We start from the raw sequence: 20,994 nt of genomic DNA, 5'->3' as shown, positions 1-20,994 counted from the left end.
CGAGGGCTACGAGGAGGGATGGATGAAGGGGCGCGACGGCTCCAGTGAGGCGTGGTGCGTCAAGCCGTCCACCGCGGGCTCCCGCTCGGTTGCGTCGGCAGCGGTCCTCACGCGTACCGCCTTTGACACACGTACAACCTTTCATCCGGTCCCGTGAGTCATCAGGGCATGACTCAAGGGACATCCAGCGAGAAGTCAAGAGGCCTTTCGAGACGAGCCAGAGTGCTCGTCGCGGCCGGCGTGGGCGCGGGCGTCCTCATACCGTCCGTCGCCGCCGCCTCGCCCGCCGCCGCGGCCGCCACTCCCACCGTCAGCTGTACCTCCGCCAAGGCCGGTCTCGCCGACAAGCTGAAGAAGGACATCACCGCGGCCCTCGCCAACCGCAGGGGCACCGTCGCGGTCGGCCTTTACGACCGTTCCACGAACACCACCTGCAGCCTGCGCGCCTCCACGGCCTACGACTCCGCCAGCGTCGTCAAGGTCACCGTGCTGGCCACGCTGCTGTGGGACGCCAAGAAGCACAACCGCTATCTCACCGACCGCGAGACGTCCCTCGCCAAGGCCATGATCACCAAGTCGGACAACGCCGCGACCAGCACGCTGTGGAAGCAGCTCGGCATGACGAAGATCAAGGGCTTCCTCGCCGCCGCCGGAATGACCCAGACCAAGCCCGGGACCAACGGCTACTGGGGGCTGACCCAGATCACCGTCACCGACGAGCAGAAGCTGCTCAAGCTCATCACCGCCAGGAACTCGGTGCTCAGCGACAACTCCCGCGCCTACATCCTGAAGCTGATGAGTCAGGTGATCTCGTCGCAGCGCTGGGGCACTCCGTACGGAGCGCCGTCCGGTGTCTCCGTGGCCGTCAAGAACGGCTGGCTGCAGCGGGCCACGAACGGCTGGCGGGTGCACAGCGTCGGTGCGTTCAAGGGCGGCGGCCACGACTACGTGGTCACGGTGCTCACCCATGGCAACAGCACCATGAACTACGGCATCACGACCATTCAGGGCGTCGCCAAGGTCATCCACCGGGACCTGGCGGCAAGCTGACGTTTCACGTGGCAGCCCCCTGTCCGTCACCGTGCCGTCCTACGGTGACGCCCATGCGCCTGAGAACCGTACTCGCGACCGTCACCGCGTCCCTGGCGGCGGCCACCTGTCTGTCCGCCACCGGGCCGGCCAACGCCGTGCACGCCAACGCAGGGCAGAGCCACGCCTGTTCGCCCTCCGTCTCCATCGACCGCTTCTCCGACGCGCTCGACAAGACGACGTACGAGGGCACCTTCGTCGGCAACTTCTCCGCGCTTGCCGTGGACGTCCCCCACTCTCGGCTTCGCTCGAGCGGGGGGACCCCCACCGGTTCGCTCGCGGCCGTCTCCGACCGTTCCGCCCTCTTCACCCTCGACCGGCGGACGCTCGCGCCGCGGGCCGTCGTCCCGCTCGCCGACGAGAGCGGCGCGGCCCTCGACTCCGAGGGGCTCGTCGTCGACCGGGACGGGACGCGGCTGATCTCGTCCGAGACCGAGCCGTCCGTGCGCCGCTACTCCCGCGACGGCCGGATCCTCGACCGGCTCCCCGTCCCGGACGCCCTCCGCGTCGCCCCCGCCGGCCGCGCCGTCTCCAACGGCACCTTCGAGGGGCTGACCCTGCTTCCCGGCGGCCGCACCCTGCTCGCGTCCATGGAGTACGCCCTGAACGGCGACAGCGCCGGCATCGTCCGCTTCCAGACCTGGCAGCGGACCCGGACGACGGGCGGCCACTTCGAGCTCGGCGCCCAGTACGCCTACCGCGCCGACACCGGCCTCGGCGTCCCGGAGGTCCAGGCGACCCCCGACGGGCGCCTCCTCGTCCTGGAGCGCGGCTTCACCGCCGGAGTCGGCAACACGGTCCGGCTCTACCTGGCCGACCCGCGCCGCGCCACGGACACGAGCGGCGTCGAGCACCTGACGGGGCAGGACGACGTACGCCTGGTCGAGAAGACCCTCCTCGCGGACATCGCCGCGTGCCCGTCCCTGGGCGCCACGGCCAAGCAGCCCCAGCCGAACCCGCTCCTCGACAACATCGAGGGGATGGCGGTCACGGGGTACTCGCCGGGGCGCCTGAAGGTGCTGCTGGTCAGCGACGACAACCAGAACGCCGTGCAGACGACCCGCTTCTACCACCTGCGCGTCCGTATCTGATCGGTCGCCGATCGTTACAGCGGGATGAAATCCGCCGCTGTCCGCGTTGGTGCCTTCCGGTAGATCAGGACGAACGGAGGGCACCGGCGTGGAACCGCAACGGGGATGGGCACGGCGACTGTGGGGCTACGCCTGGCGCTATCCCAAGGATGTGATCCTCGCCCTCGGCTCCTCACTGGCCGGCATGGCCGTCATGGCGATCGTCCCGCTGATCACCAAGGTGATCATCGACGACGTCATCGGTGACCACACCCGGGGGATGGCCCTGTGGGCCGGCCTGCTCATAGCCGCCGCCCTGGCCGTCTACGTCCTCACCTACATACGCCGCTACTACGGCGGCCGCCTCGCCCTCGACGTCCAGCACGACCTGCGGACCGAGATGTTCGGGACCATCACCCGGCTCGACGGGCGACGCCAGGACGAGCTGTCCACCGGGCAGGTCGTCGGACGCGCCACCAGCGACCTCCAGCTGATCCAGGGCCTGCTCTTCATGCTCCCGATGACCATCGGGAACTTCATGCTCTTCCTGATCTCCCTGGCCGTCATGGCCTGGCTGTCGCTGCCGCTCACCCTCGTCGCGCTCGCCGTCGGGCCCGCCCTGTGGTGGATCGGCAAGCGCAGCCGCGTCAAGCTGCACCCCGCCACCTGGTACGCCCAGGCCCAGGCCGCGGCCGTCGCGGGCGTGGTCGACGGGGCCGTCAGCGGCGTACGCGTGGTGAAGGGGTTCGGGCAGGAGGAGCAGGAGACCGGCAAGCTGCGGGACGTCAGCCGGCGGCTCTTCGCGGGGCGGCTGCGCACCATCCGGTTCAATTCCAAGTACACCCCGGCGCTGCAGGCCGTCCCGGCCCTCGGGCAGGTCGCCATGCTCGCGCTCGGCGGCTGGCTGGCCGTGCGCGGGAACATCACCCTCGGTACGTTCGTCGCCTTCTCCACCTACCTCGCCCAGCTGGTCGGCCCGGTCCGGATGCTCGCCATGGTCCTCACCGTCGGGCAGCAGGCCCGCGCGGGCACCGAGCGCGTCCTGGAGCTGATCGACACCGAGCCGTCGATCAAGGACGGCACCAAGACGCTGCCCGCCGACGCCCCCGCGACCGTCGAGTTCGACGACGTGTCCTTCGGCTACGACGACGAGCGTCCCGTCCTCGACGGACTGACCTTCGAGATCCGGCCGGGCGAGACCCTCGCCGTCGTCGGCTCCTCCGGCTCCGGCAAGTCCACCGTCTCCCTCCTCCTCCCGCGCTTCTACGACGTCACGGGCGGCGCCGTCCTCATCGGCGGCCACGACGTGCGCGAGCTGACCTTCGACTCGCTGCGGGCCGCGATCGGGCTGGTCCCCGAGGACTCCTTCCTCTTCTCGGACACGGTCCGCAACAACATCGCGTACGGCCGCCCCGACGCGACCGAGGAGGAGATCCGCCTGGCCGCCCGCGCCGCCCAGGCGGACCGCTTCATCGCCGAGCTGCCCGACGGCTACGACACCAAGGTCGGCGAGCACGGCCTCACCCTCTCCGGCGGCCAGCGCCAGCGCGTCGCGCTCGCCCGCGCGATCCTCACCGACCCGCGCCTCCTCGTCCTGGACGACGCGACCTCGGCGGTGGACGCCCGCGTCGAGCACGAGATCCACGAGGCGCTCAAGCACGTCATGGAGGGCCGCACCACCCTCCTGATCGCCCACCGCCGCTCCACCCTGAACCTCGCCGACCGCATCGCCGTCCTGGACGCCGGCCGCCTCGCCGACATCGGCACCCACGAGGAACTCCAGGAGCGCTCCGCCCTCTACCGCCGCCTCCTCACCGACCCCGAGGAACTCGGCGGCGTCTCACCCGGCCACGCCCAGCCGGCCTGCCCCCGCGAGGACACCTCCGTACGCGACGAGCTGGACGCCGAGTTCGACGCCGAACGCGGGGTGACTCCGCGGCTGTGGACCGGCGACCGCGAGCCCAGGGACCTGGCGCTCGAGGAGTCCCCGGCCACGCCCGAGCTCCTCGCCCAGGTCGAGGCGCTGCCCCCGGCGACCGACACCCCCGACGTCGACGAGGCGAGCGCGGTCCGCCCGGAGGAGTCGTACGGCCTGAAACGGCTGCTCCGCGGCTTCGGGCTGCCCCTCCTCGTCAGCCTCGGCCTGGTCGCCGTGGACGCCGGCATGGGTCTGCTGCTGCCCGTCCTGATCCGGCACGGCATCGACTCGGGCGTCACCCAGGCCGCCCTCGGCGCGGTCTGGGCGGCCTCCCTGCTGGGCCTGCTCGCCGTGACCGTCCAGTGGGCGGCGCAGGTCGGCGAGACGCGGATGACCGGACGCACCGGCGAGCGCGTCCTCTACTCCCTCCGCCTGAAGATCTTCGCCCAGCTCCAGCGGCTCGGACTCGACTACTACGAGCGGGAGCTGACCGGCCGGATCATGACGCGGATGACGACGGACGTCGACGCGCTGTCGACCTTCCTGCAGACGGGTCTGGTCACCGCGTTCGTCTCGGTCGTCACCTTCTTCGGCATCATGGTCGCCCTGGTGGTGATCGACCTCCAGCTCGCGCTCGTCGTCTTCGCGACGCTGCCGCCGCTGATCGTCGCGACCTACTTCTTCCGCCGGGCGAGTGTGAAGGCGTACGAACTCGCCCGTGAGCGGGTGTCGCTGGTGAACGCCGACCTCCAGGAGTCGGTGTCCGGGCTGCGGATCGTGCAGGCATTCCGGCGCGAGCGGGACGGCGGCGCGCGGTTCGCCGAGCGCAGCGACAGCTACCGCAAGGCCCGCGTCCACGGGCAGTGGCTGATATCGGTCTACTTCCCGTTCGTGCAGTTCCTGTCGTCGGCGGCCGCGGTGGCGGTGCTGATCGTGGGCGGCCTCCGGATCGACGACGCGACGCTGACGACGGGTGCGCTGGTGGCGTATCTGCTCTACATCGACCTGTTCTTCGCCCCGGTCCAGCAGCTCTCCCAGGTCTTCGACGGCTACCAGCAGGCCACGGTCTCCCTCGGCCGCATCCAGGAGCTGCTGCGGGAGCCGACGTCGACGAAGGCGGCCGAGGAGCCGCTGGAGGTGCTGTCGCTGCGGGGCGAGGTCGCGTTCGAGGACGTGCACTTCCAGTACGGGGACGATGAGGAGGCGCTGTCCGGGATCGATCTGCGCATCCCCGCCGGGCAGACGGTCGCCTTCGTCGGTGAGACCGGCGCGGGCAAGTCGACCCTCGTGAAGCTGGTGGCGCGGTTCTACGACCCGACCGGCGGCCGGGTCACGGTCGACGGCACGGATCTGCGCTCCCTGGACCTCACGTCGTACCGCCACCGGCTCGGCGTCGTCCCGCAGGAGGCCTACCTCTTCCAGGGCACCGTCCGTGACGCCATCGCCTACGGCCGCCCGGACGCGACGGACGCCGAAGTGGAGGCGGCCGCCCGTGCGGTCGGCGCCCACGAGATGATCGCCACCCTGGACGGCGGCTACCTCCACGAGGTCGCCGAGCGCGGCCGCAACCTCTCCGCCGGGCAACGCCAGCTGATCGCGCTGGCCCGCGCCGAGCTGGTCGACCCCGACGTCCTGCTCCTCGACGAGGCGACGGCCGCCCTGGACCTGGCCACCGAGGCCCAGGTCAACCAGGCGACGGACCGCCTCGCCGGCCGCCGCACGACCCTCGTCGTGGCCCACCGCCTCACCACGGCGGCGCGGGCCGACCGGGTCGTGGTCATGGCCGACGGGCGGGTCGCCGAGGACGGTACCCACGAGGAGCTGCTGGCGCGCGGCGGGCGGTACGCCGAGCTCTGGCGGACGTTCATAGGGGAGGCGGAGGCCGCGGCGGCGTGACTCCGGGTGCGCCAGGGGTCGTCCGGTCCGCCCGGTGATCCCAGGGGGCTACGATCTGGCGATCTCCTGCCGGAGCTGGTGGGTGAAGCGACGCAGGAGCTCCAACGTCTCTCGGAACTCGGCCCGGCGGTCGTCCCTGCCGTCGGTGGGCCGGGTGCTCCAGACCCGACGCGCGAGAGCATCGGCAAGATCGACGGTGTCGCTGGAGCAGAGCAGGTAGAGGGCTGAGCGTGCTTCCTGCATCCGGTTCGCCAACTCGTTGGCTCCGGGACCATCGTCACTCAGCTGTGTTTCCTTCAGGTGGTCCAGTAGCTGAACCACGGCCGTGTTGAAGCCGACACCGGCTTTCAGCTTCTGTTCGCGGAGCCACATGCGGTCCTGTCGGCGCGCGGTGAACCACGCACCGAACACCACCCCTATGAGGCCGACAGCGGCCCCGATGGCCACGGAAAGGACGTTCTCCACGGTCAGCTCCCCCGTCGTACGGCGACGCCAGGCTACAGGCGGTCGGAGGCGCCGCACCCGATGAGTGCGCTCACATGCCCAGGGTCCGGTGATCCGAACGGAACGGCCTGGGCATGTCGTGGTGACGGTCGTGCAACCACCCGGCATACGTCATGCGTCCGTACATCAGTACGCTCAATGCCGGTGTACGGGGAGGACAAGACAGTGGACAGTGGTGCGATACGCCGACGACTGGCGATCGGCCTGGCGTTGCTGACCGCGTCCGGACTGCTCGCGGTCGCGGCTCCGACTCAGGCGCAGGCGGCACCCACGCAGTGCGAGGGGCGCAAGGTCAGGACGTACCCCTTCTCCACGGGCACCCTGTACGTCTACAAGAAGCGCGGCTATGTCTGCGCCATCACCGTGCCCAAGGACCCCGGGCGCCGGCAGAAGATGATGGTCAGCGTCCAGGCATACCGGGCCAATCCGGTCAAGGACGAGGGTGTGTACAGCTACCGGGCAGGCCCGGTCACCGTGCACGCCGGGCACCGCTGCGTGTGGGTGAAGGGCAAGGTGGGCCGGGGGTCGGTGAGCAAGGGGTGGATTCTGTGCTGACTTCATCTCGCCTGTTGCAGCGGTGAGTTGACCGATAGCTTGCGCGCACATCCGCATCTCAGGGGAGGGTGCATGGCGCGCAAGACCCTCAGATGGCTGCTGGCGCTCGCGCTGTTCATGGGCGCGCTCGGCACGGCCACCACGGCAGGGGCGGCCACCGCCGCCGAGCCGGACATCAAGGAACGGCTGCTGTCCATACCGGGCATGAGCCTCATCGAGGAGAAGCCGTACCCCGGCTACCGCTTCTTCGTCCTCGACTACACCCAGCCGGTCGACCACCGCAGCCCGTCCGCGGGCACCTTCCGGCAGCGCCTCACCGTGCTGCACAAGGACGTCTCCCGCCCGACGGTCTTCTACACCAGCGGCTACGAGGTCTCCACGTCACCGAGCCGACGTGAGCCGACGCAGATCGTCGACGGCAACCAGATCTCCATGGAGTACCGCTTCTTCACCCCGTCCCGGCCCGACCCGGCCGACTGGACCAAGCTGGACATCTGGCAGGCGGCGACCGACCAGCACCGCATCTTCAAGGCCCTGGAGCCGGTCTACGACCAGAAATGGATCTCCACGGGCATCTCCAAGGGCGGCATGACCGCCACGTACTACGAGCGTTTCTACCCCCGTGACATGGACGGCGTCGTCGCCTACGTCGCCCCCAACGACGCGGTGAACGAGGAGGACTCTGCGTACGACCGCTTCTTCGCGCGGGTCGGCACCAAGGAGTGCCGCAACCGGCTGAACGCGGTGCAGCGGGAGGCGCTGGTGCGCCGGGAGCCGTTGAAGGAGCGGTACGCGGCCTACGCGGCACAGCACGGCTACACCTTCGGCACGCTCGGCAGCCTGGACAAGGCGTACGAGGCGGTCGTCCTGGACTACGTCTGGGGCTTCTGGCAGTACAGCCTGCTGTCCGACTGCGCCTCGATCCCGGCGGACGCGGCGCACGCCACCGACGAGGCGATCTGGCAGTCCATCGACCGGGCCGTGGGCTTCTCCTACGCCACGGACCAGGGCCTGGAGCACTACACGCCGTACTACTACCAGGCGGGCACACAACTGGGCGCGGCGACCATTCGATTCCCGCACATCGAACGGGAGTTGATCCGCTACGGCTACCTCACACCGAGGGACTTCGTCCCGCGTGACATCCCGATGCGCTTCCAGCCGTGGGCCATGCGCGACGTGGACACCTGGGTCCGCCACAACGCCCGGCACATGATGTTCGTCTACGGCCAGAACGACCCCTGGGGCGCGGAGCGGTTCCGGGTAGGCAGGGGCTCCGAGGACTCGTACGTCTTCACGGTACCGGGAGGCAACCACGGGGCGCGTGTGGCGGGCCTGGTGGAAGGGGAGAGGGCGCTGGCCACGGCTCGCATTCTGGACTGGGCGGGTGTGGCCCCGACCTCGGCCCAGGAGAACCCGTCGACGGCGAAGCCCTTGGCGAAGTTCGACGCGAAGCTGGATGCGCGGGGCGTGGAGCGGACGTTGCGGCCGTAACGTTCCGTGAGGTTCATCGTGTTGCACCGGCGGCGGGTGCTGGGTGGCCTGCCGCCGGTTTCACGGTTCTATGGGCATACGGACGTGTCGGAATCATCGCGGAGGTAGGTCTTGCGTTCCTCCGGGGTGAGGTCGCGGCCGAAGGTGCGGCAGACCTGCTCGATGGCTTTGTCAGGTTCGGGGGACTCGGCGACGTTCCACTGGCGCGCTGTTCCGTCGACGCCCGCAGTGACGAGGGTGCGGCCGTCAGGGCTGAACGTCAGGCGGTTCACCGGTCGCTGCCCGGCAGCACGCCGTTCGCCGGTTCGCGCAGCACGCCCGCCTGGATCAGCGACGACTTGCCCGATCCGCCAGGGCCCGAGCAGCAGGGTGAGGCGGCGCTGCTGGGCCAGGTTCGCCACCACCTGCCCTACCGCGTCCGACCGGCCCTCGAACCACTGGGAGTGCTCGGCCGTGAACGGCTCCAGGCCCCGGTACGGACAGACATCGCGCTCGGCCAGCTCCGGCAGGATCTCCCGCAGCACCCGGGTGGGAGTGGCGTACGCGATGCCCAGGCCCCGTTTGTACACATCGGGTGCGGTGATCTCGGTGAGCATGCCGATGACCAGGCCGGTCACCTCGTCGAGGACGGGTCCGCCACTGAAGCCGGTGGTGAGGTCGTTGGCGCCGGTCAACTGGAGGTGCGCGCCTTGGCCATCGGCGGAGGGAAGCAGGTCGCCGATGTCGCCGAAGCCCAGGTGTCCCTCCGGCGGGGCCTGAGCGGGGAATCCGAACGAGCGCACCGTCCACGTCCTCGTCCCCGGTCGCACGCCACAACTCGGCCGCGACGGTACCCGTCAGCGGCTCGGCGTCCACCACGTGCGGGAAGGCCAGCCCTACGGGCTCCCCGGGACCGCCCCCTGCCGCCTCCACGACGTGTGCACAGGTGACCACCATGTCCTCGGCCACCAGGAATCCCGTACCGGCCACGCGGCCGTCCGGGGCGAGGATCTGGGCCACCGCCGTGGGCAGGTCGAACGGGACGGCGTCACTGGGTGCGCTCCTCGAACTCGTCACGGGGGATCAGCGCTCGCCCATGCCGGAGCCGTGGTCCCTCCATGACACGGTCACCCTCAGATGGCAGCCCGCCTGGCTCTTGGTGATCACGGCCCCCGCCTCGAACGCGAGGTCGACGCCGAACTCGACGGTGATCTCGTCAGGGCGGGCCTTGCGCAACTGCGTGAGGGCGGCGCGGGCGGCCTCCGTGACCGGCTCCAGGGCGCCTTCCAGGGTGCCCGGCAGCTCGCGGACGGTGTCGCCCACGCGACCGGCCTTCACCGGCCCCCCGTCCGGGAGGCCGGGCTGCTCCACCAGCACGGAGCCCCCGCCGTCCAGCGGAATCCGAGTCAGAGCGGTCACCTGGCCTCCTCCGGAGCGTTGTCAGGGACACCACCACCCTCCATGAACCTGACATATGGCGCACCTGGGAGTGAGCCGTTCGCGTGGGCGCCGACGGTCAGACCGGCCGCGCGCACCCCACCGGCTTCTCGCCCCCCAACTGGACGTACAGCGCCGTCGACAGCGGGCACTCGGCTCGCTTCGGTACCGCCTTGGAGACCTTGTACTGCGGCTTCCGATCCCCCTTGCCGTCGCACGACGTCTCGCGGACCTGGCCGTCGCCCGAGCTGTAGACGCAGTCGCCGACGATGGTGCGTGGGCCGCCTCCGCCGCCGGGGTCGCCCGGGTGGGGTGGGGCGAGGTTGCGCATGCAGGCGTAGCCCTGGGGGATGGCGCCGTCGCCGTCCTCGTCGGAGCTGTGGCTCTGTTCGCTGATGTGGAGGACGAAGTCCGTGGTCCCGGGGCACAGCGGACCGTCGCCCACCTTGCCGTCGTGCCGCGCCACGACCCGGGCCGCCGCCCGCTCACTGGTGCAGGACACCTCGGTGAAGCTCGTCGTACCGAAGGAGCTGCACTCGTCGACGCCGAGGAACAGCGCGCCGTAGCCGACGGGCCGGGGTGGCGCCGTCGACTGCTCGTTCGCGGTCTCGTCGAGCCGCCCGTCCTCCTCCGCCCCCGCCGGGCTCTGGCATCCCGTCAACAATGCGGCGAGCAGCACCAGCAACGCGCCTGCCACCCCCGCAGCACATCTCCCACGCATCGCACTCCCCCCTGATACCCCCGTCCAGCGTGACCCGCCGCAGCGGGCGCACGCCAGACGAGTGGGGTCCTTTGCGTCGGTCGGTGGTGAGTGAGGCCGTTATGTGGCGTACGGGTGCTACGCCCAAAGGGTCAGAGGGTGCTACCTGTTCTCGTACGACAGCCCGTGGCCCACCGGGTAGAGCACCCGCGCCGGATCGTCCGCCCGCTGCACGGGTACCGGCAGCCTCCCGCACGGGGCCACCCGTCCGGCGATCACCCGTGCGGCCGCCCGCAGTTCGACATCGGTCCAGGAGTAGGACGCCAGGTAGGCCGGGACGGCGGGCAGGTGGGCCACGTCGTACGGGTTGCGGATGGCGACCGCCACGACCGGTCTGCCAGTGGCCAGGAGCTGCTCGACCAGTGTCCTTTGAGTACTGCTCGCCGTGACGTTGTACGTCCCGACCACCACCGCGTCCGCCTCCCGCGCCGCCGCGACGGCCCGGGCGATGGTGGCGGCGGAGGGTGCCGTACCGGTCGACAGGGCGGTCGCCGTGAAGCCCAGCTCGGTGAGGGCGGTGGCGAGCACACCGGTCGGGGGTCCCGTGGTGCCGGACGGCGATGCCGGGTCGGCGCCGACGACGAGGAGCTTGGGGTGGGTGCGGTGGGAGAGGGGGAGCAGCGGCCCCTCGTTGACCAGCAGGGTCGTCGTGCGCTCGGCGATACGGTCGGCGGCCCTGAGGTGGGAGGGGGTGCCGACGGTGCGGTCGACGCCGTCCTGGCTGACGTACGGCTCGTCGAACAGCCGCAGTTTCGCCTTCAGTCGCAGGATGCGCAGGATCGACTCGTCGAGCCGCGCCTCGGTGAGTTCCCCGTCCTGCACGGCCTTCAGGACGGCGTTCCACGCGATCGCCAGCGAGGGCGGGTTGAGGAGCTGGTCCACGCCCGCCTTGAGCGCGAGCACGGGGACGCGGTCGTCGCCGTACTTCGTCCGTACGCCCTCCATGCCGAGGGAGTCGGTCACCACCACGCCGTCGTAGCCCAGTTCCTCGCGCAGGATGCCGGTGAGGATCGGACGGGAGAGGGTGGCCGGGTCGCCGGAGTCGTCGAGGGCGGGGACCATGATGTGCGCGGTCATGATCGAGTCGATGCCCGCGCGGACGGCGGCCCGGAAGGGCGGGGCGTCCAACCGGTCCCACTGCTCGCGGGTGTGGGTGATGACCGGGAAGCCGTAGTGGCTGTCCACGGCCGTGTCACCGTGGCCCGGGAAGTGCTTGGCGGTGGCCGCGACCTGCCGCGCATGCTGATACCCGGCCACCTCGGCGGCGACCATGCCGGCCACGGCGGCCGGTTCGGAGCCGAAGGAGCGCACACCGATGACCGGGTTGGCCGGGTTGACGTTCACGTCGGCCACGGGGGAGTAGTTCTGCCGGACGCCGAGCGCCCTGAGTTCCCGCCCGGCGATCCGGCCGAGGATGCGGGCGTCGGCGCGGGAGCCGCCGGCGCTGATGGCCATGGCGCCCGGGAAGAGCGTGGCGGGCTCGCCGACCCGGCAGACGATGCCGTGCTCCTGGTCGGTGGAGATCAGCACGGGCAGCCCGCGGGGCTGGGTGAGGGAGGCTTTCTGGATGCCGTTGGACAAGTCGGCGATCTGATGCGGACTGCGGGTGTTGTGCGCCCAGGTGAAGTAGATGATGCCGCCCACCCGGTAGGTGGCGATCAGCTCGGCCGCCGTGCGGACGCCGATCTCCTTGAGGTTGGCGTCGACGTCGGCCTGGTCGGGGGTGGTCGCGGAATGGCCGTAGACCCGCGTGACGAAGAGCTGGCCGACCTTCTCCGGCAGGGTCATCCGGGCGATGAGGGCGCGCAGTTTCCGGTCGTCGGGGGCGGCGGCGTGGGCGGTGCCGCCGAGGGTCAGGGCGGTGGTGACACCCGCGGCGGCCGCGAGGACCGTACGTCTGGAATGTGCTGCGGCCTTTCTGGAATGTGTTCCCGTGCTTCCCGTGCTTCCCGTGCTTCCCGTGCTTCCCGTGCTGGAGTCGGGCACGTGCGCTCCTTCCGGAGGTGGTGCGCTGAAGGAAACTTCCGAGAAGTCACCAATAACCGGGAGGTTTCTGCCAGTCAAGGGAACGAACCGTAACCGACAAGGGGCCGTCATCGGCGCGGTTGGAGGGGGGCGCGCCGATGACGGCGTGCTGCCGGCCGTGGTGCGGCGGAGAGGGTGGTCAGCGATCGCAGCCAGCAGCGAGGGCCGACACCGCACCAGGTGACTCTCCGGCAGCTCGCGGATTGGACGGGCGGGAGGGGGGCCGGGTTCCCGGGGATGGCCGGAATCCGCGAAGTTGGTACGCCCGGGTTGACCGGGTTCCACGTGACGTGTGGGCAACGGACGGGGGTCCGCAGCGGGGCCGGTGCGGGTCCATCCCGTGGACGTCCCGGACGTGGTGGCGGTGCACGGGCGATCATGAGGGCATGCCCGTAGTCGACGTCCCCGGTTCCAAGTCCATCACCGCCCGCGCCCTCTTCCTGGCGGCGGCCGCCGACGGTGTCACGACGCTCGTACGGCCGCTGCGCTCCGACGACACCGACGGCTTCGCCGAGGGGCTGACCCGGCTCGGCTACCGGGTCGGCCGGACCCCGGACAGCTGGCAGGTCGACGGCCGCCCGCAGGGCCCGGCGGTCCCGGAGGCCGACGTCTACTGCCGCGACGGCGCGACCACGGCCCGCTTCCTGCCGACGCTGGCCGCGGCCGGCCACGGCACCTACCGCTTCGACGCCTCGCCCCAGATGCGCCGACGTCCCCTGGGGCCGTTGAGCTCGGCCCTGCGGGACCTGGGCGTGGACCTGCGGCACGAGGAGCGCGAGGGCCACCATCCGCTGACGGTCGCGGCGGCCGGAGTCGAGGGCGGGGAGGTGACGCTCGACGCGGGCCAGTCGTCGCAGTATCTGACGGCGCTGCTGCTGCTCGGGCCGCTGACCCGGAAGGGACTGCGGATCACGGTGACCGACCTGGTCTCGGTGCCGTACGTCGAGATCACGATCGCGATGATGCGGGCGTTCGGCGTGGAGGTGGCGAGGGAGGGCGACGCCTTCGTCGTCCCGCCCGGCGGCTACCGCGCCACCACCTACGCGGTGGAGCCGGACGCCTCGACCGCGAGCTACTTCTTCGCGGCCGCCGCCGTCACGGGCGGCGAGGTGACGGTCCCGGGCCTGGGCGAGGGGGCGCTCCAGGGCGACCTGGGCTTCGTCGACGTACTGCGGCGGATGGGCGCCGAGGTGTCGGTGGTCGCGGAGGGGACGACGGTCCGCGGCACGGGCCGACTGCACGGCGTGACGGTCAACATGCGGGACATCTCCGACACCATGCCGACGCTCGCCGCCATCGCGCCGTTCGCCTCCGGGCCGGTGCGGATCGAGGACGTGGCGAACACGCGAGTGAAGGAGTGCGACCGGCTGGAGGCGTGCGCGGAGAACCTGCGGCGGCTGGGGGTGGAGGTGGCGACCGGCCCGGACTGGATCGAGATCCGGCCGGGTGCGCCTCTTGCCGGCGGTGCGGAGATCACGTCGTACGGGGACCACCGCATCGTGATGTCCTTCGCCGTGACCGGGCTGCGGGTGCCGGGTATCTCGTTCGACGACCCCGGATGCGTACGGAAGACTTTCCCGGGCTTCCACGAGGAGTTCGGGGCGTTGCGGGCGCGGTTGTGACGGTCGTGACGCAGTGACGGTCGTAGCGGTGACGGGGGTCGACGGGTGAGCTTCGAGCTGGAGGGGCCGGTTCTCGAGGGGGTGCTGGTACGGCTGGAGCCGCTGGAGCACCGGCATGCGGCGGATCTGGCGGTGGCGGCGGAGGAGGATCGCGGGACCTACGCGTTCACCTGGGTGCCGAGGGCGGAGGAGGTCGGCCGGTTCATCGACCTGCAGCTCACCCGCGCGGCGGCCGGGAAGGTCGCGCCGTACGCGCAGGTGTCCACGGTCTCCGGGCGCGCGGTCGGGGCCACGTCCTACTGCGAGCCCCGCTCGTGGCTGTCCGAGGACGCGCTGTCCGCCGTCGAGGTCGGTCACACCTGGCTGGGGAAGTCGGCGCAGGGTACGGGGGTGAACGCCGAGTCCAAACTGCTCCTGTTCCGACACGCCTTCGAGGTCTGGAAGGTGTCCCGTGTCGACCTGAAGACCGACGCCCGCAACCTTCGCTCCCGCACCGCGATCGAGAAGGCCGGGGGAAGATTCGAGGGCGTCCTGCGGAACTGGTCGGCCTCGAAGGTTCCCGGCGAGGAGGGGCGGCTGCGTGACTCCGCGATCTTCTCCGTCACGGCGGAGGAGTGGCCGCAGTGCCGGGGGAGGTTGGAGACCCGGGTGGCCGGGTTCCTGGCGCGGACGTCGTCGACTCCCACTGGACCGGTACGGCGGTGACCGGAAACCATCACGCCATGACCGCGTACCTCATCCTCCACGGCTGGCAGAACCACCGCCCCGAGGACCACTGGCAGCACTGGCTGGCCGACCGTCTCACCGAGCTCGGCCACCAGGTCGTCTACCCGCAGCTGCCCGACCCCGACGACCCCGAACTGGAGGTCTGGCTGGCGGAGTTGGCCCGGCACCTGGACGCGCTCGACGCGGGCTCGGAGCGGGTCGTGGTCGCGCACAGCCTCTCCGCCGTGCTGTGGCTGCACGCCGTGGCGCGTGGGCTGCCCGGGCTCGCCGCCGCGGACCGGGTGCTGCTCGTCGCCCCGCCGTCCGGCGCCGTGCTCACCCGGCACCCGGAGGTCGCCGAATTCGCCCCGCCCGCCCTGGAGTTCACGCTCCCGGGCCCCACCCGCCTGGTCGCGGGCGACGACGACCCGTACTGCGAGGAAGGCGCCGGCACCGCATACGGCGACCCCCTCGCCCTCCCGACCGACATCCTCCCCGGCGCCGCTCACCTCGACCTGGACGCCGGATACGGATCCTGGCCCGCCGTACTGCACTGGTGCCTGGACCCCACCGCGACGATCATCGCGCGTCCGGCGTAGCCCAGGGCCTGTCCGGCGGATCATGCCGTCGCGGGGTCCGGCACGCGCTCCCCCTAGCTCTTCGAGCAGGGGGTACCCCCGGCCGCGTTGTCGTCGGTTGCCGACTCCCCACGCTCGAACAACCTCGCGGGGCCCCCGACCCCGGCTCGGCTGGGCCGGCATGTGCCGCTGCTTCGCGCAGCCGGCCTGATCCGCCGGACACGACCTAGCCGTCCCGCAGCTCCGGCGTGCTCGTCCCGACGTAGGCCACCGCCAGTACGCACAGCAGCCCGCCCGTGACGAGGGCGGTCGCGCCGGACGACCAGCCGGCGACCACGCCGCCGCGCAGATTGCCGAGGTGCGGGCCGCCCTGGCCGACGATCTGCTCGGCGGCCGTGACCCGGCCCAGCAGCGCGTCAGGGGTACGGGTCTGGACGATCGTGCTGCGCGAGACGACCGCCAGGGCGTCGGCGGCACCAGCCACCACCAGCAGCCCGAGCCCCACCCACGGGTCGGTCATCAGGCCGAACAGTGCCAGCGCCACGCCCCAGGTCGCCGACCCGCACAGCATCACCAGGCCGGGGCGGCCCAGCCGGGTGACCGCACCCGACAGTGCCGTCGCCGTGACGCCGCCCACCGCGAGCGCGGAGAGGAACAGGCCCAGGGTGCGCGGACTGCCGCCGAAGCGTTCGGCGTTGACCAGCGGGAAGAGGCTGACCGGCATGGAGAGGATCGTGGCGGCGAGGTCGGTGATGAGCGCGCCGCGCACCACGCGGTGACCGGCCAGGAAGCGCAGGCCGTCGAGGACGCCGCGCAGCCCGGCCCGCGCCGGCTCGCCCTCCGGCGGCAGCGCGGGCAGGCCGAAGGCGCCGTAGAAGGCGAGACCGAAGCTGAGCGCGTCCAGCAGGTAGCACACGCCGATGCCGAACCAGCCCAGGAACAGCCCGCCCAGCGCCGGGCCGAGCAGCATCATCGCCTGACCGGTCACCTGGTTGAGGGCCAGTCCCGCCGCCACCTGCTCCTTCGGCAGCAGCCGCGGCACGAACACGCCCGCCGCCGGCCCGCCGACCGCACCGAAGCAGGACCCGGCCGCCACGAGCGCGAGGATCCCGGCCACCGGCACACCGCCGGTGAACCCCTGCACCGCGAGCAGCAGCACGAACACCGCCTGCCCGACGGTGGCGACGAGGAAGATCCGCCGCCGGTCCCCCCGGTCCACCCACGACCCGGCGAACAGGCCCACGCCCACCATGGGCACCACCTGTGCCAGCCCGACCGCACCGCTCCAGACCGCGCTGTGCGTCATGTCCCAGACCTGGTACATGACGGTCACCATGGTCATGAAGCTGCCGAGCACGGACACGGTCCGCCCGATCAGCAGCCGCCGGAAGACGGGGGAGGTGCGCAGCGGCCGTACGTCGATCAGCGTACGGGCGAGGCTCATGAGGGCATGGCGGGGCGCGGAGTGGTTTCGGGCACGAGGGGGGAGGCTATACGGCGGTCCCGGCACCGGACCACCGAATTTCGCCCGGGCCGACTCGCTTTGCGCCTACGCCGATTTCGCCTACGCCGACTCGTTCAGCAGCCGCGCCAGGTGCTCCCGGCCCGCGCCCAGCAGTTCGGGCAGCGGGGCGGCGGACTCGTACCACCGCTTCTCGTACTCCCAGCACAGCCAGCCGTCCCAGCCGTGCCGGGAGAGGACCTCCACGCACTCGGTGAGCGGCAGCACCCCGGCGCCGAGCGCCAGCGGGGTCGTGTCGTCGGCGGAGGCGATGTCCTTGACCTGGACGTAGCCGAGGTACGGGGCGAGGGCGGCGTAGCTCTCGGTGGGCTGCTCGCCGCCGAGCCAGGTGTGCATGACGTCCCACAGCGAACCGACGTGGCGGTGGCCGACCAGGCCGAGGACGCGGATCGCGTCGGCGGCGGTGCGGTGCGAGTCGTGCGTCTCCAGCAGAATCCGTACGCCCATGTCCGTGGCGTACTCCGCGGCCGTACCCAGCCGCCGCGCGGCGATCGCGTCCGCCGACCGGCGGCTCTGCTCGGAATCGGCGCCGGGGAAGACGCGGACGAAGGGCGCGCCGAGGTCGTGGGCGAGGTCGACGAGCCTGCGGGTCTCCTCGATCACGGGCCCGTCGTCACCGGGCGCCGCGACCCGGACGTACCCGGCCAGGCCCAGCAGCTCCACACCGGCGCCCTTGAACTCGGCCGCGACCTCGGCCCGTTCGGCGGGGCCGAGGCCCAGATGCACCGGCTCCTCCGGATGTGTGCGCAGCTCCACGCCGTGATAGCCGTGCGCCGTCGCGAGCCGCAGCACGTCGGGGAGGGGGAGACCGGGGACGCCGAGGGTGGAGAACGCCAGTTTCATGGTTCTGGACCCTACTCGTCCCGGTCCAGGTCGGGCATGACCCGCGCGGGCACTTCCCGCACGACGTTCTGCGAACTCCTCCGTGACTGATCGTTTTGTGCCCGGCTCGCGTCATGCCCGTGCGCGGTATCTGCTCCACCGCGGACGGCTGCGATCGGATCGGGAACGGCTTCTCCAGAGTCGACGCCGGATGCTCGCGGCGTCGCTATGCTGCCGGAAATCAGGGGTATGAGGCCGAAATACGGGGCCGAAATCGGCGGCGTGCGAGCGTGCGAGGGGGAAGCATGCGGCTCGGTATCACCGTGCTCGACGACGACGGGGGACATCTTCGCGCACTGCAGCGCTGGCTGCTGCGGGACCCCGACTCGGCAGGCGCGACGCTCACCTTGCGGGGCAGGAACGCGACACCGGGCGCCATGGGTCCCGGCCTGGATCTGATCGACGTCGTGCTCAGCAACGCGGTGGCCCTGGGCGGACTGCTCGTGGCCGTGGCGACCTGGCGCCAGTCGCGGGCGAACGCACCGCGCGTCCTGGTGGAACGCGAGGGCGTCACCGTGACCGTGAGCGGCACCGACGCCGAGCAGATCGAACGGCTGGTGCGGCAGCTGACCGCGCCGCAGACCGCCGAGCCGGGTGACGGCACCCCGGTGGCGACCGCCGCCACGCTCGACCAGCCGCGGTCATGAGCGAACTCTCCCAACCGGCACTCAGCAGAGCCCTGTTGATCGGCGCCCACTCCTACGCCGACCCCGGCCTCGAACCGCTGCCCGCCGTGTCCCAGAACCTCACCCGGCTCGCGGAGCTCCTGCACGACGAGAGCGTGTGGGGCCTGGCGTCCGACCACATCCGCGTGCTCCCCGAACCCGACCGCGACCAGGCGCTGGAAGAGGTCGCCCGGCTCGCCGACGAGGCCGAGGACACCCTCCTCGTCTACTACGCGGGGCACGGCTTCGTGCACGAGCTGTCCAACGAGCTCTATCTGGCCCTGCCCCGCACCAATCCCCGACGTCTCTACAGCGCCCTGCGCTACCAGGACATCCGGGAGCTCCTGCTCAGCCCGCAGACCCGGGCGCGGCGCAAGGTGGTGATCCTGGACTGCTGCTGGAGCGGTCTCGCCCTGCACGGCGCGATGTCGTCCTCGGGGCTCGGCGGGATGTCCGACATCAGCGGTACGTTCGTGCTGACCGCGACGTCGGAGACCAGGACGGCACTGGCCCCGCCGGGGGAGACGTACACCGCGTTCACCGGGGAGCTGATCGGGGCTCTGGAACGCGGGATCCCGCAGGCGCCGCCACTTCTCACCATGATGACGCTGTACCACCATCTGTACGGCTCCCTGGTGGCCAAGGGCCGGCCGGTGCCCCAGCAGCGCAACGGCAACACAGCGGGCGCGATCGCCCTGGCCCGCAACCGCTACCTGGCGGCGGAGCGGTCCGAGCCGCCTGAGCCCTCCGGGCCGTCTGAGCCCTCCGAGCCGTCTGAGCCCTCCGAGCCGAAGGGCGAACCGGCGGGAGGCGAACCGGCTGAGGGCGAACTGGCCGAGGCCGCCCTGGGCGAGGCCCAACCGGTCCAGAGTGAACCAGCCGCCGACGAACCAGCCGCCGACGAACCCGGCGCAGATGAACCAGCCGCCGACGAACCCGCCGCCGACGCACCGGCTGGGAAAGCCGCCGCCACGGCCGGCTCACCGGCGGCGAGAGGGCGTCGGTGGCGGCTCAGCCGCCGGACGGTCGTCGTGGTGTCCACCCTGCTGGTCGCCGCGCTCGGGACACTTCCCATGACGCTGGACTCACTCTTCCAGGACGCGAGGGGCGGCGGATCGTCGGACGGCGGCCCGTCCGAGAGCTCCGGGGACTCCGGGAACTCCGGGGACTCCAAGAACACCACGAGCAAGCTCACCGTCGCGATCGGCGTCAGCGTCCCCCTGAGCGGTGACCTCGAGGAGCTGGGCGAGGGAATCAGGAACTCGGCGGAGCTGGCCGTGAAGAAGGCGAACGAGGACGCCTTCGTCCCGGGTGTCACCTTCAAGATCCGCGCCCTGGACGACAAGGCCCAGCCCGCCACGGGGCAGGCGAACGCCACCACTTTCGTCGCCGACTCCGACGTGGTGGGAGTCGTGGGGCCGCTCAACGCGTCCGTCGCCGAGCCCATGCAGGAGGTGTTCGCCCAGGACGACCTGTCCCAGATCTCTCCTTCGAACTCCGACCCCAGGCTCACTCTCGGCCCTGACTGGCTGGGCGGCTCGCGCTCCAGGCCGTACGACACCTACTTCCGCACGGTGGCCAACGACATCGCGCAGCCGCCCGCCGCGGCCGCGTACCTGTACGGAGAGGACGGTCGTCGCAAGGCTTTCGTCATCGACAACAAGCTCGGCTACGGCCGTTCGCTGGCGGAGATGTTCAAGAAGGCGTTCCGCGAGGAGGGCGGAACCATCGTGGGGCAGAGCCAAGTCGACTACGAACAGCGTGACTTCACCGACGAGGTGCAGCGGGCTCGTGCTCTCGGTGCCGACGTCGTGTACTTCGGTGGCGAATATCCTGCCGCGGCTCCGCTGAGCAAGCAGTTGCACGCCGTCGATCCCGACATCCGGGTCGCGGGCGGTGACGGTCTCTTCGCCGGGGAGTACGCCACCTTGGCGGGCAGCGGCGCGGCGGGTGACATCTGTACCGCCGGCGGGGCTGCCACGGAGTCGCTCAACTCCGCCAAGTCGTTCATCGCGGACTATGAGAAGGCCGGATATCCGACTCCCTACGGGCCGTACGGCGGGTACGCCTACGACGCCACCTGGGCGCTGATCCGTGCCGTCAAGGAGGGCGTGCGCATCACCGGCGACGAACTGCCGTCGACGGCGCGCGAAGACGTCCGCGAAGCGGTGCAGGGGATCCGCTTCGAAGGAGCGATGGGACGGGTCGGCTTCGACCGCTACGGCGATGCCGTCACCCAGCGGGCACAGGTGTACCAACTGCGCGACGGTGCCTGGGAAGCCGTGTGACCGAG

The 20,994-nt window shown here is 71.2% G+C and carries 17 protein-coding genes; 10 read left to right on the top strand and 7 right to left on the bottom strand.

The genetic code is table 11. From position 1 onward, the window contains the following. Nucleotides 1-168 precede the first annotated feature (168 nt). The 3 genes from ACIBAG_RS21175 to ACIBAG_RS21165 all read left to right on the top strand — a co-directional run bounded on the left by ACIBAG_RS21175 (nt 169) and on the right by ACIBAG_RS21165 (nt 5,973). Nucleotides 169-1,050, top strand: coding sequence for a serine hydrolase (locus ACIBAG_RS21175; RefSeq protein ID WP_399107051.1), 882 nt, complete (start codon nt 169-171; stop codon nt 1,048-1,050). 53 nt (nt 1,051-1,103) lie between these two features. Beyond that, the gene (locus tag ACIBAG_RS21170) at nt 1,104-2,180 is read left to right on the top strand and encodes an esterase-like activity of phytase family protein (protein WP_399107050.1); all 1,077 of its coding nucleotides are present in this window, start codon (nt 1,104-1,106) and stop codon (nt 2,178-2,180) included. Between the two features lie 88 nt (nt 2,181-2,268). Next, a complete protein-coding gene (locus tag ACIBAG_RS21165) occupies nt 2,269-5,973 on the top strand; it encodes an ABC transporter ATP-binding protein (RefSeq protein WP_399107049.1) in 3,705 nt (1,234 codons plus the stop codon). Nucleotides 5,974-6,021: 48 nt separating this feature from the next. Here ACIBAG_RS21165 and ACIBAG_RS21160 read toward each other — a convergent pair whose 3' ends face one another. Then, on the bottom strand, nt 6,022-6,438 hold the full coding sequence (locus ACIBAG_RS21160) for a hypothetical protein (RefSeq protein ID WP_399107048.1): 417 nt from the start codon (nt 6,436-6,438) through the stop codon (nt 6,022-6,024). 204 nt (nt 6,439-6,642) lie between these two features. Between ACIBAG_RS21160 and ACIBAG_RS21155 the strand changes: the two genes are divergently transcribed. Both ACIBAG_RS21155 and ACIBAG_RS21150 read left to right on the top strand, forming a co-directional pair. After that, nucleotides 6,643-7,032, top strand: a complete 390-nt coding sequence (locus tag ACIBAG_RS21155) for a hypothetical protein (RefSeq protein WP_399107359.1) — start codon at nt 6,643-6,645, stop codon at nt 7,030-7,032. Nucleotides 7,033-7,104: 72 nt separating this feature from the next. Next, entirely contained in the window at nt 7,105-8,526 is a 1,422-nt protein-coding gene (locus tag ACIBAG_RS21150; RefSeq protein WP_399107047.1) for an aminopeptidase, read from the top strand. 68 nt (nt 8,527-8,594) lie between these two features. On the opposite strand, the gene ACIBAG_RS21145 is transcribed toward ACIBAG_RS21150, so the two are convergent. The 4 genes from ACIBAG_RS21145 to ACIBAG_RS21130 form a co-directional block, all read right to left on the bottom strand. Next, complete coding sequence (locus ACIBAG_RS21145) at nt 8,595-9,308, bottom strand: hypothetical protein (RefSeq protein WP_399107046.1); 714 nt, start codon at nt 9,306-9,308, stop codon at nt 8,595-8,597. A gap of 280 nt (nt 9,309-9,588) precedes the next feature. Beyond that, complete coding sequence (locus tag ACIBAG_RS21140) at nt 9,589-9,924, bottom strand: CU044_2847 family protein (protein WP_399107045.1); 336 nt, start codon at nt 9,922-9,924, stop codon at nt 9,589-9,591. A gap of 97 nt (nt 9,925-10,021) precedes the next feature. After that, nucleotides 10,022-10,663, bottom strand: coding sequence for a hypothetical protein (locus ACIBAG_RS21135; RefSeq protein WP_399107044.1), 642 nt, complete (start codon nt 10,661-10,663; stop codon nt 10,022-10,024). A 141-nt stretch (nt 10,664-10,804) separates the two neighbouring features. Next, entirely contained in the window at nt 10,805-12,688 is a 1,884-nt protein-coding gene (locus ACIBAG_RS21130) for a glycoside hydrolase family 3 protein (protein ID WP_399107043.1), read from the bottom strand. Between the two features lie 425 nt (nt 12,689-13,113). Between ACIBAG_RS21130 and aroA the strand changes: the two genes are divergently transcribed. From aroA to ACIBAG_RS21115, 3 genes are read left to right on the top strand one after another with little or no spacing between them, the layout of a single operon-like run. After that, complete coding sequence (aroA, locus tag ACIBAG_RS21125; RefSeq protein WP_399107042.1) at nt 13,114-14,349, top strand: 3-phosphoshikimate 1-carboxyvinyltransferase; 1,236 nt, start codon at nt 13,114-13,116, stop codon at nt 14,347-14,349. A gap of 45 nt (nt 14,350-14,394) precedes the next feature. Beyond that, nucleotides 14,395-15,054, top strand: coding sequence for a GNAT family N-acetyltransferase (locus ACIBAG_RS21120; RefSeq protein ID WP_399107041.1), 660 nt, complete (start codon nt 14,395-14,397; stop codon nt 15,052-15,054). Nucleotides 15,055-15,071: 17 nt separating this feature from the next. Next, entirely contained in the window at nt 15,072-15,653 is a 582-nt protein-coding gene (locus ACIBAG_RS21115; protein WP_399107040.1) for an RBBP9/YdeN family alpha/beta hydrolase, read from the top strand. 205 nt (nt 15,654-15,858) lie between these two features. Here the strand turns inward: ACIBAG_RS21115 and ACIBAG_RS21110 are convergent, their stop codons facing one another. Continuing rightward, a complete protein-coding gene (locus ACIBAG_RS21110; protein WP_399107039.1) occupies nt 15,859-17,076 on the bottom strand; it encodes an MFS transporter in 1,218 nt (405 codons plus the stop codon). A 120-nt stretch (nt 17,077-17,196) separates the two neighbouring features. Next, complete coding sequence (locus ACIBAG_RS21105; RefSeq protein ID WP_399107038.1) at nt 17,197-17,997, bottom strand: sugar phosphate isomerase/epimerase family protein; 801 nt, start codon at nt 17,995-17,997, stop codon at nt 17,197-17,199. A gap of 284 nt (nt 17,998-18,281) precedes the next feature. Here ACIBAG_RS21105 and ACIBAG_RS21100 point away from each other — a divergent pair, with 284 nt between their 5' ends. After that, complete coding sequence (locus ACIBAG_RS21100) at nt 18,282-18,683, top strand: hypothetical protein (RefSeq protein ID WP_399107037.1); 402 nt, start codon at nt 18,282-18,284, stop codon at nt 18,681-18,683. Further along, complete coding sequence (locus tag ACIBAG_RS21095) at nt 18,680-20,989, top strand: ABC transporter substrate-binding protein (RefSeq protein ID WP_399107036.1); 2,310 nt, start codon at nt 18,680-18,682, stop codon at nt 20,987-20,989. The genes ACIBAG_RS21100 and ACIBAG_RS21095 overlap by 4 nt, the downstream gene beginning before the upstream one ends. The last annotated feature ends 5 nt before the right edge of the window (nt 20,990-20,994 follow it).

It is taken from the genome of Streptomyces sp. NPDC051243, assembly GCF_044455405.1.
GTDB lineage: Bacteria > Actinomycetota > Actinomycetes > Streptomycetales > Streptomycetaceae > Streptomyces.
This window is presented reverse-complemented; position numbering and strand designations above follow the sequence as displayed.

Bases quoted from the DNA above. Each gene is read 5' to 3' on its own strand.
- aroA (WP_399107042.1), top strand. From the start codon at position 13,114: ATGCCCGTAGTCGACGTCCCCGGTTCCAAGTCCATCACCGCCCGCGCC.
- ACIBAG_RS21115 (WP_399107040.1), top strand. From the start codon at position 15,072: ATGACCGCGTACCTCATCCTCCACGGCTGGCAGAACCACCGCCCCGAG.
- ACIBAG_RS21105 (WP_399107038.1), bottom strand. From the start codon at position 17,997: ATGAAACTGGCGTTCTCCACCCTCGGCGTCCCCGGTCTCCCCCTCCCC.
- ACIBAG_RS21100 (WP_399107037.1), top strand. From the start codon at position 18,282: ATGCGGCTCGGTATCACCGTGCTCGACGACGACGGGGGACATCTTCGC.
- ACIBAG_RS21135 (WP_399107044.1), bottom strand. From the start codon at position 10,663: ATGCGTGGGAGATGTGCTGCGGGGGTGGCAGGCGCGTTGCTGGTGCTG.
- ACIBAG_RS21175 (WP_399107051.1), top strand. From the start codon at position 169: ATGACTCAAGGGACATCCAGCGAGAAGTCAAGAGGCCTTTCGAGACGA.
- ACIBAG_RS21170 (WP_399107050.1), top strand. From the start codon at position 1,104: ATGCGCCTGAGAACCGTACTCGCGACCGTCACCGCGTCCCTGGCGGCG.
- ACIBAG_RS21095 (WP_399107036.1), top strand. From the start codon at position 18,680: ATGAGCGAACTCTCCCAACCGGCACTCAGCAGAGCCCTGTTGATCGGC.
- ACIBAG_RS21110 (WP_399107039.1), bottom strand. From the start codon at position 17,076: ATGAGCCTCGCCCGTACGCTGATCGACGTACGGCCGCTGCGCACCTCC.
- ACIBAG_RS21150 (WP_399107047.1), top strand. From the start codon at position 7,105: ATGGCGCGCAAGACCCTCAGATGGCTGCTGGCGCTCGCGCTGTTCATG.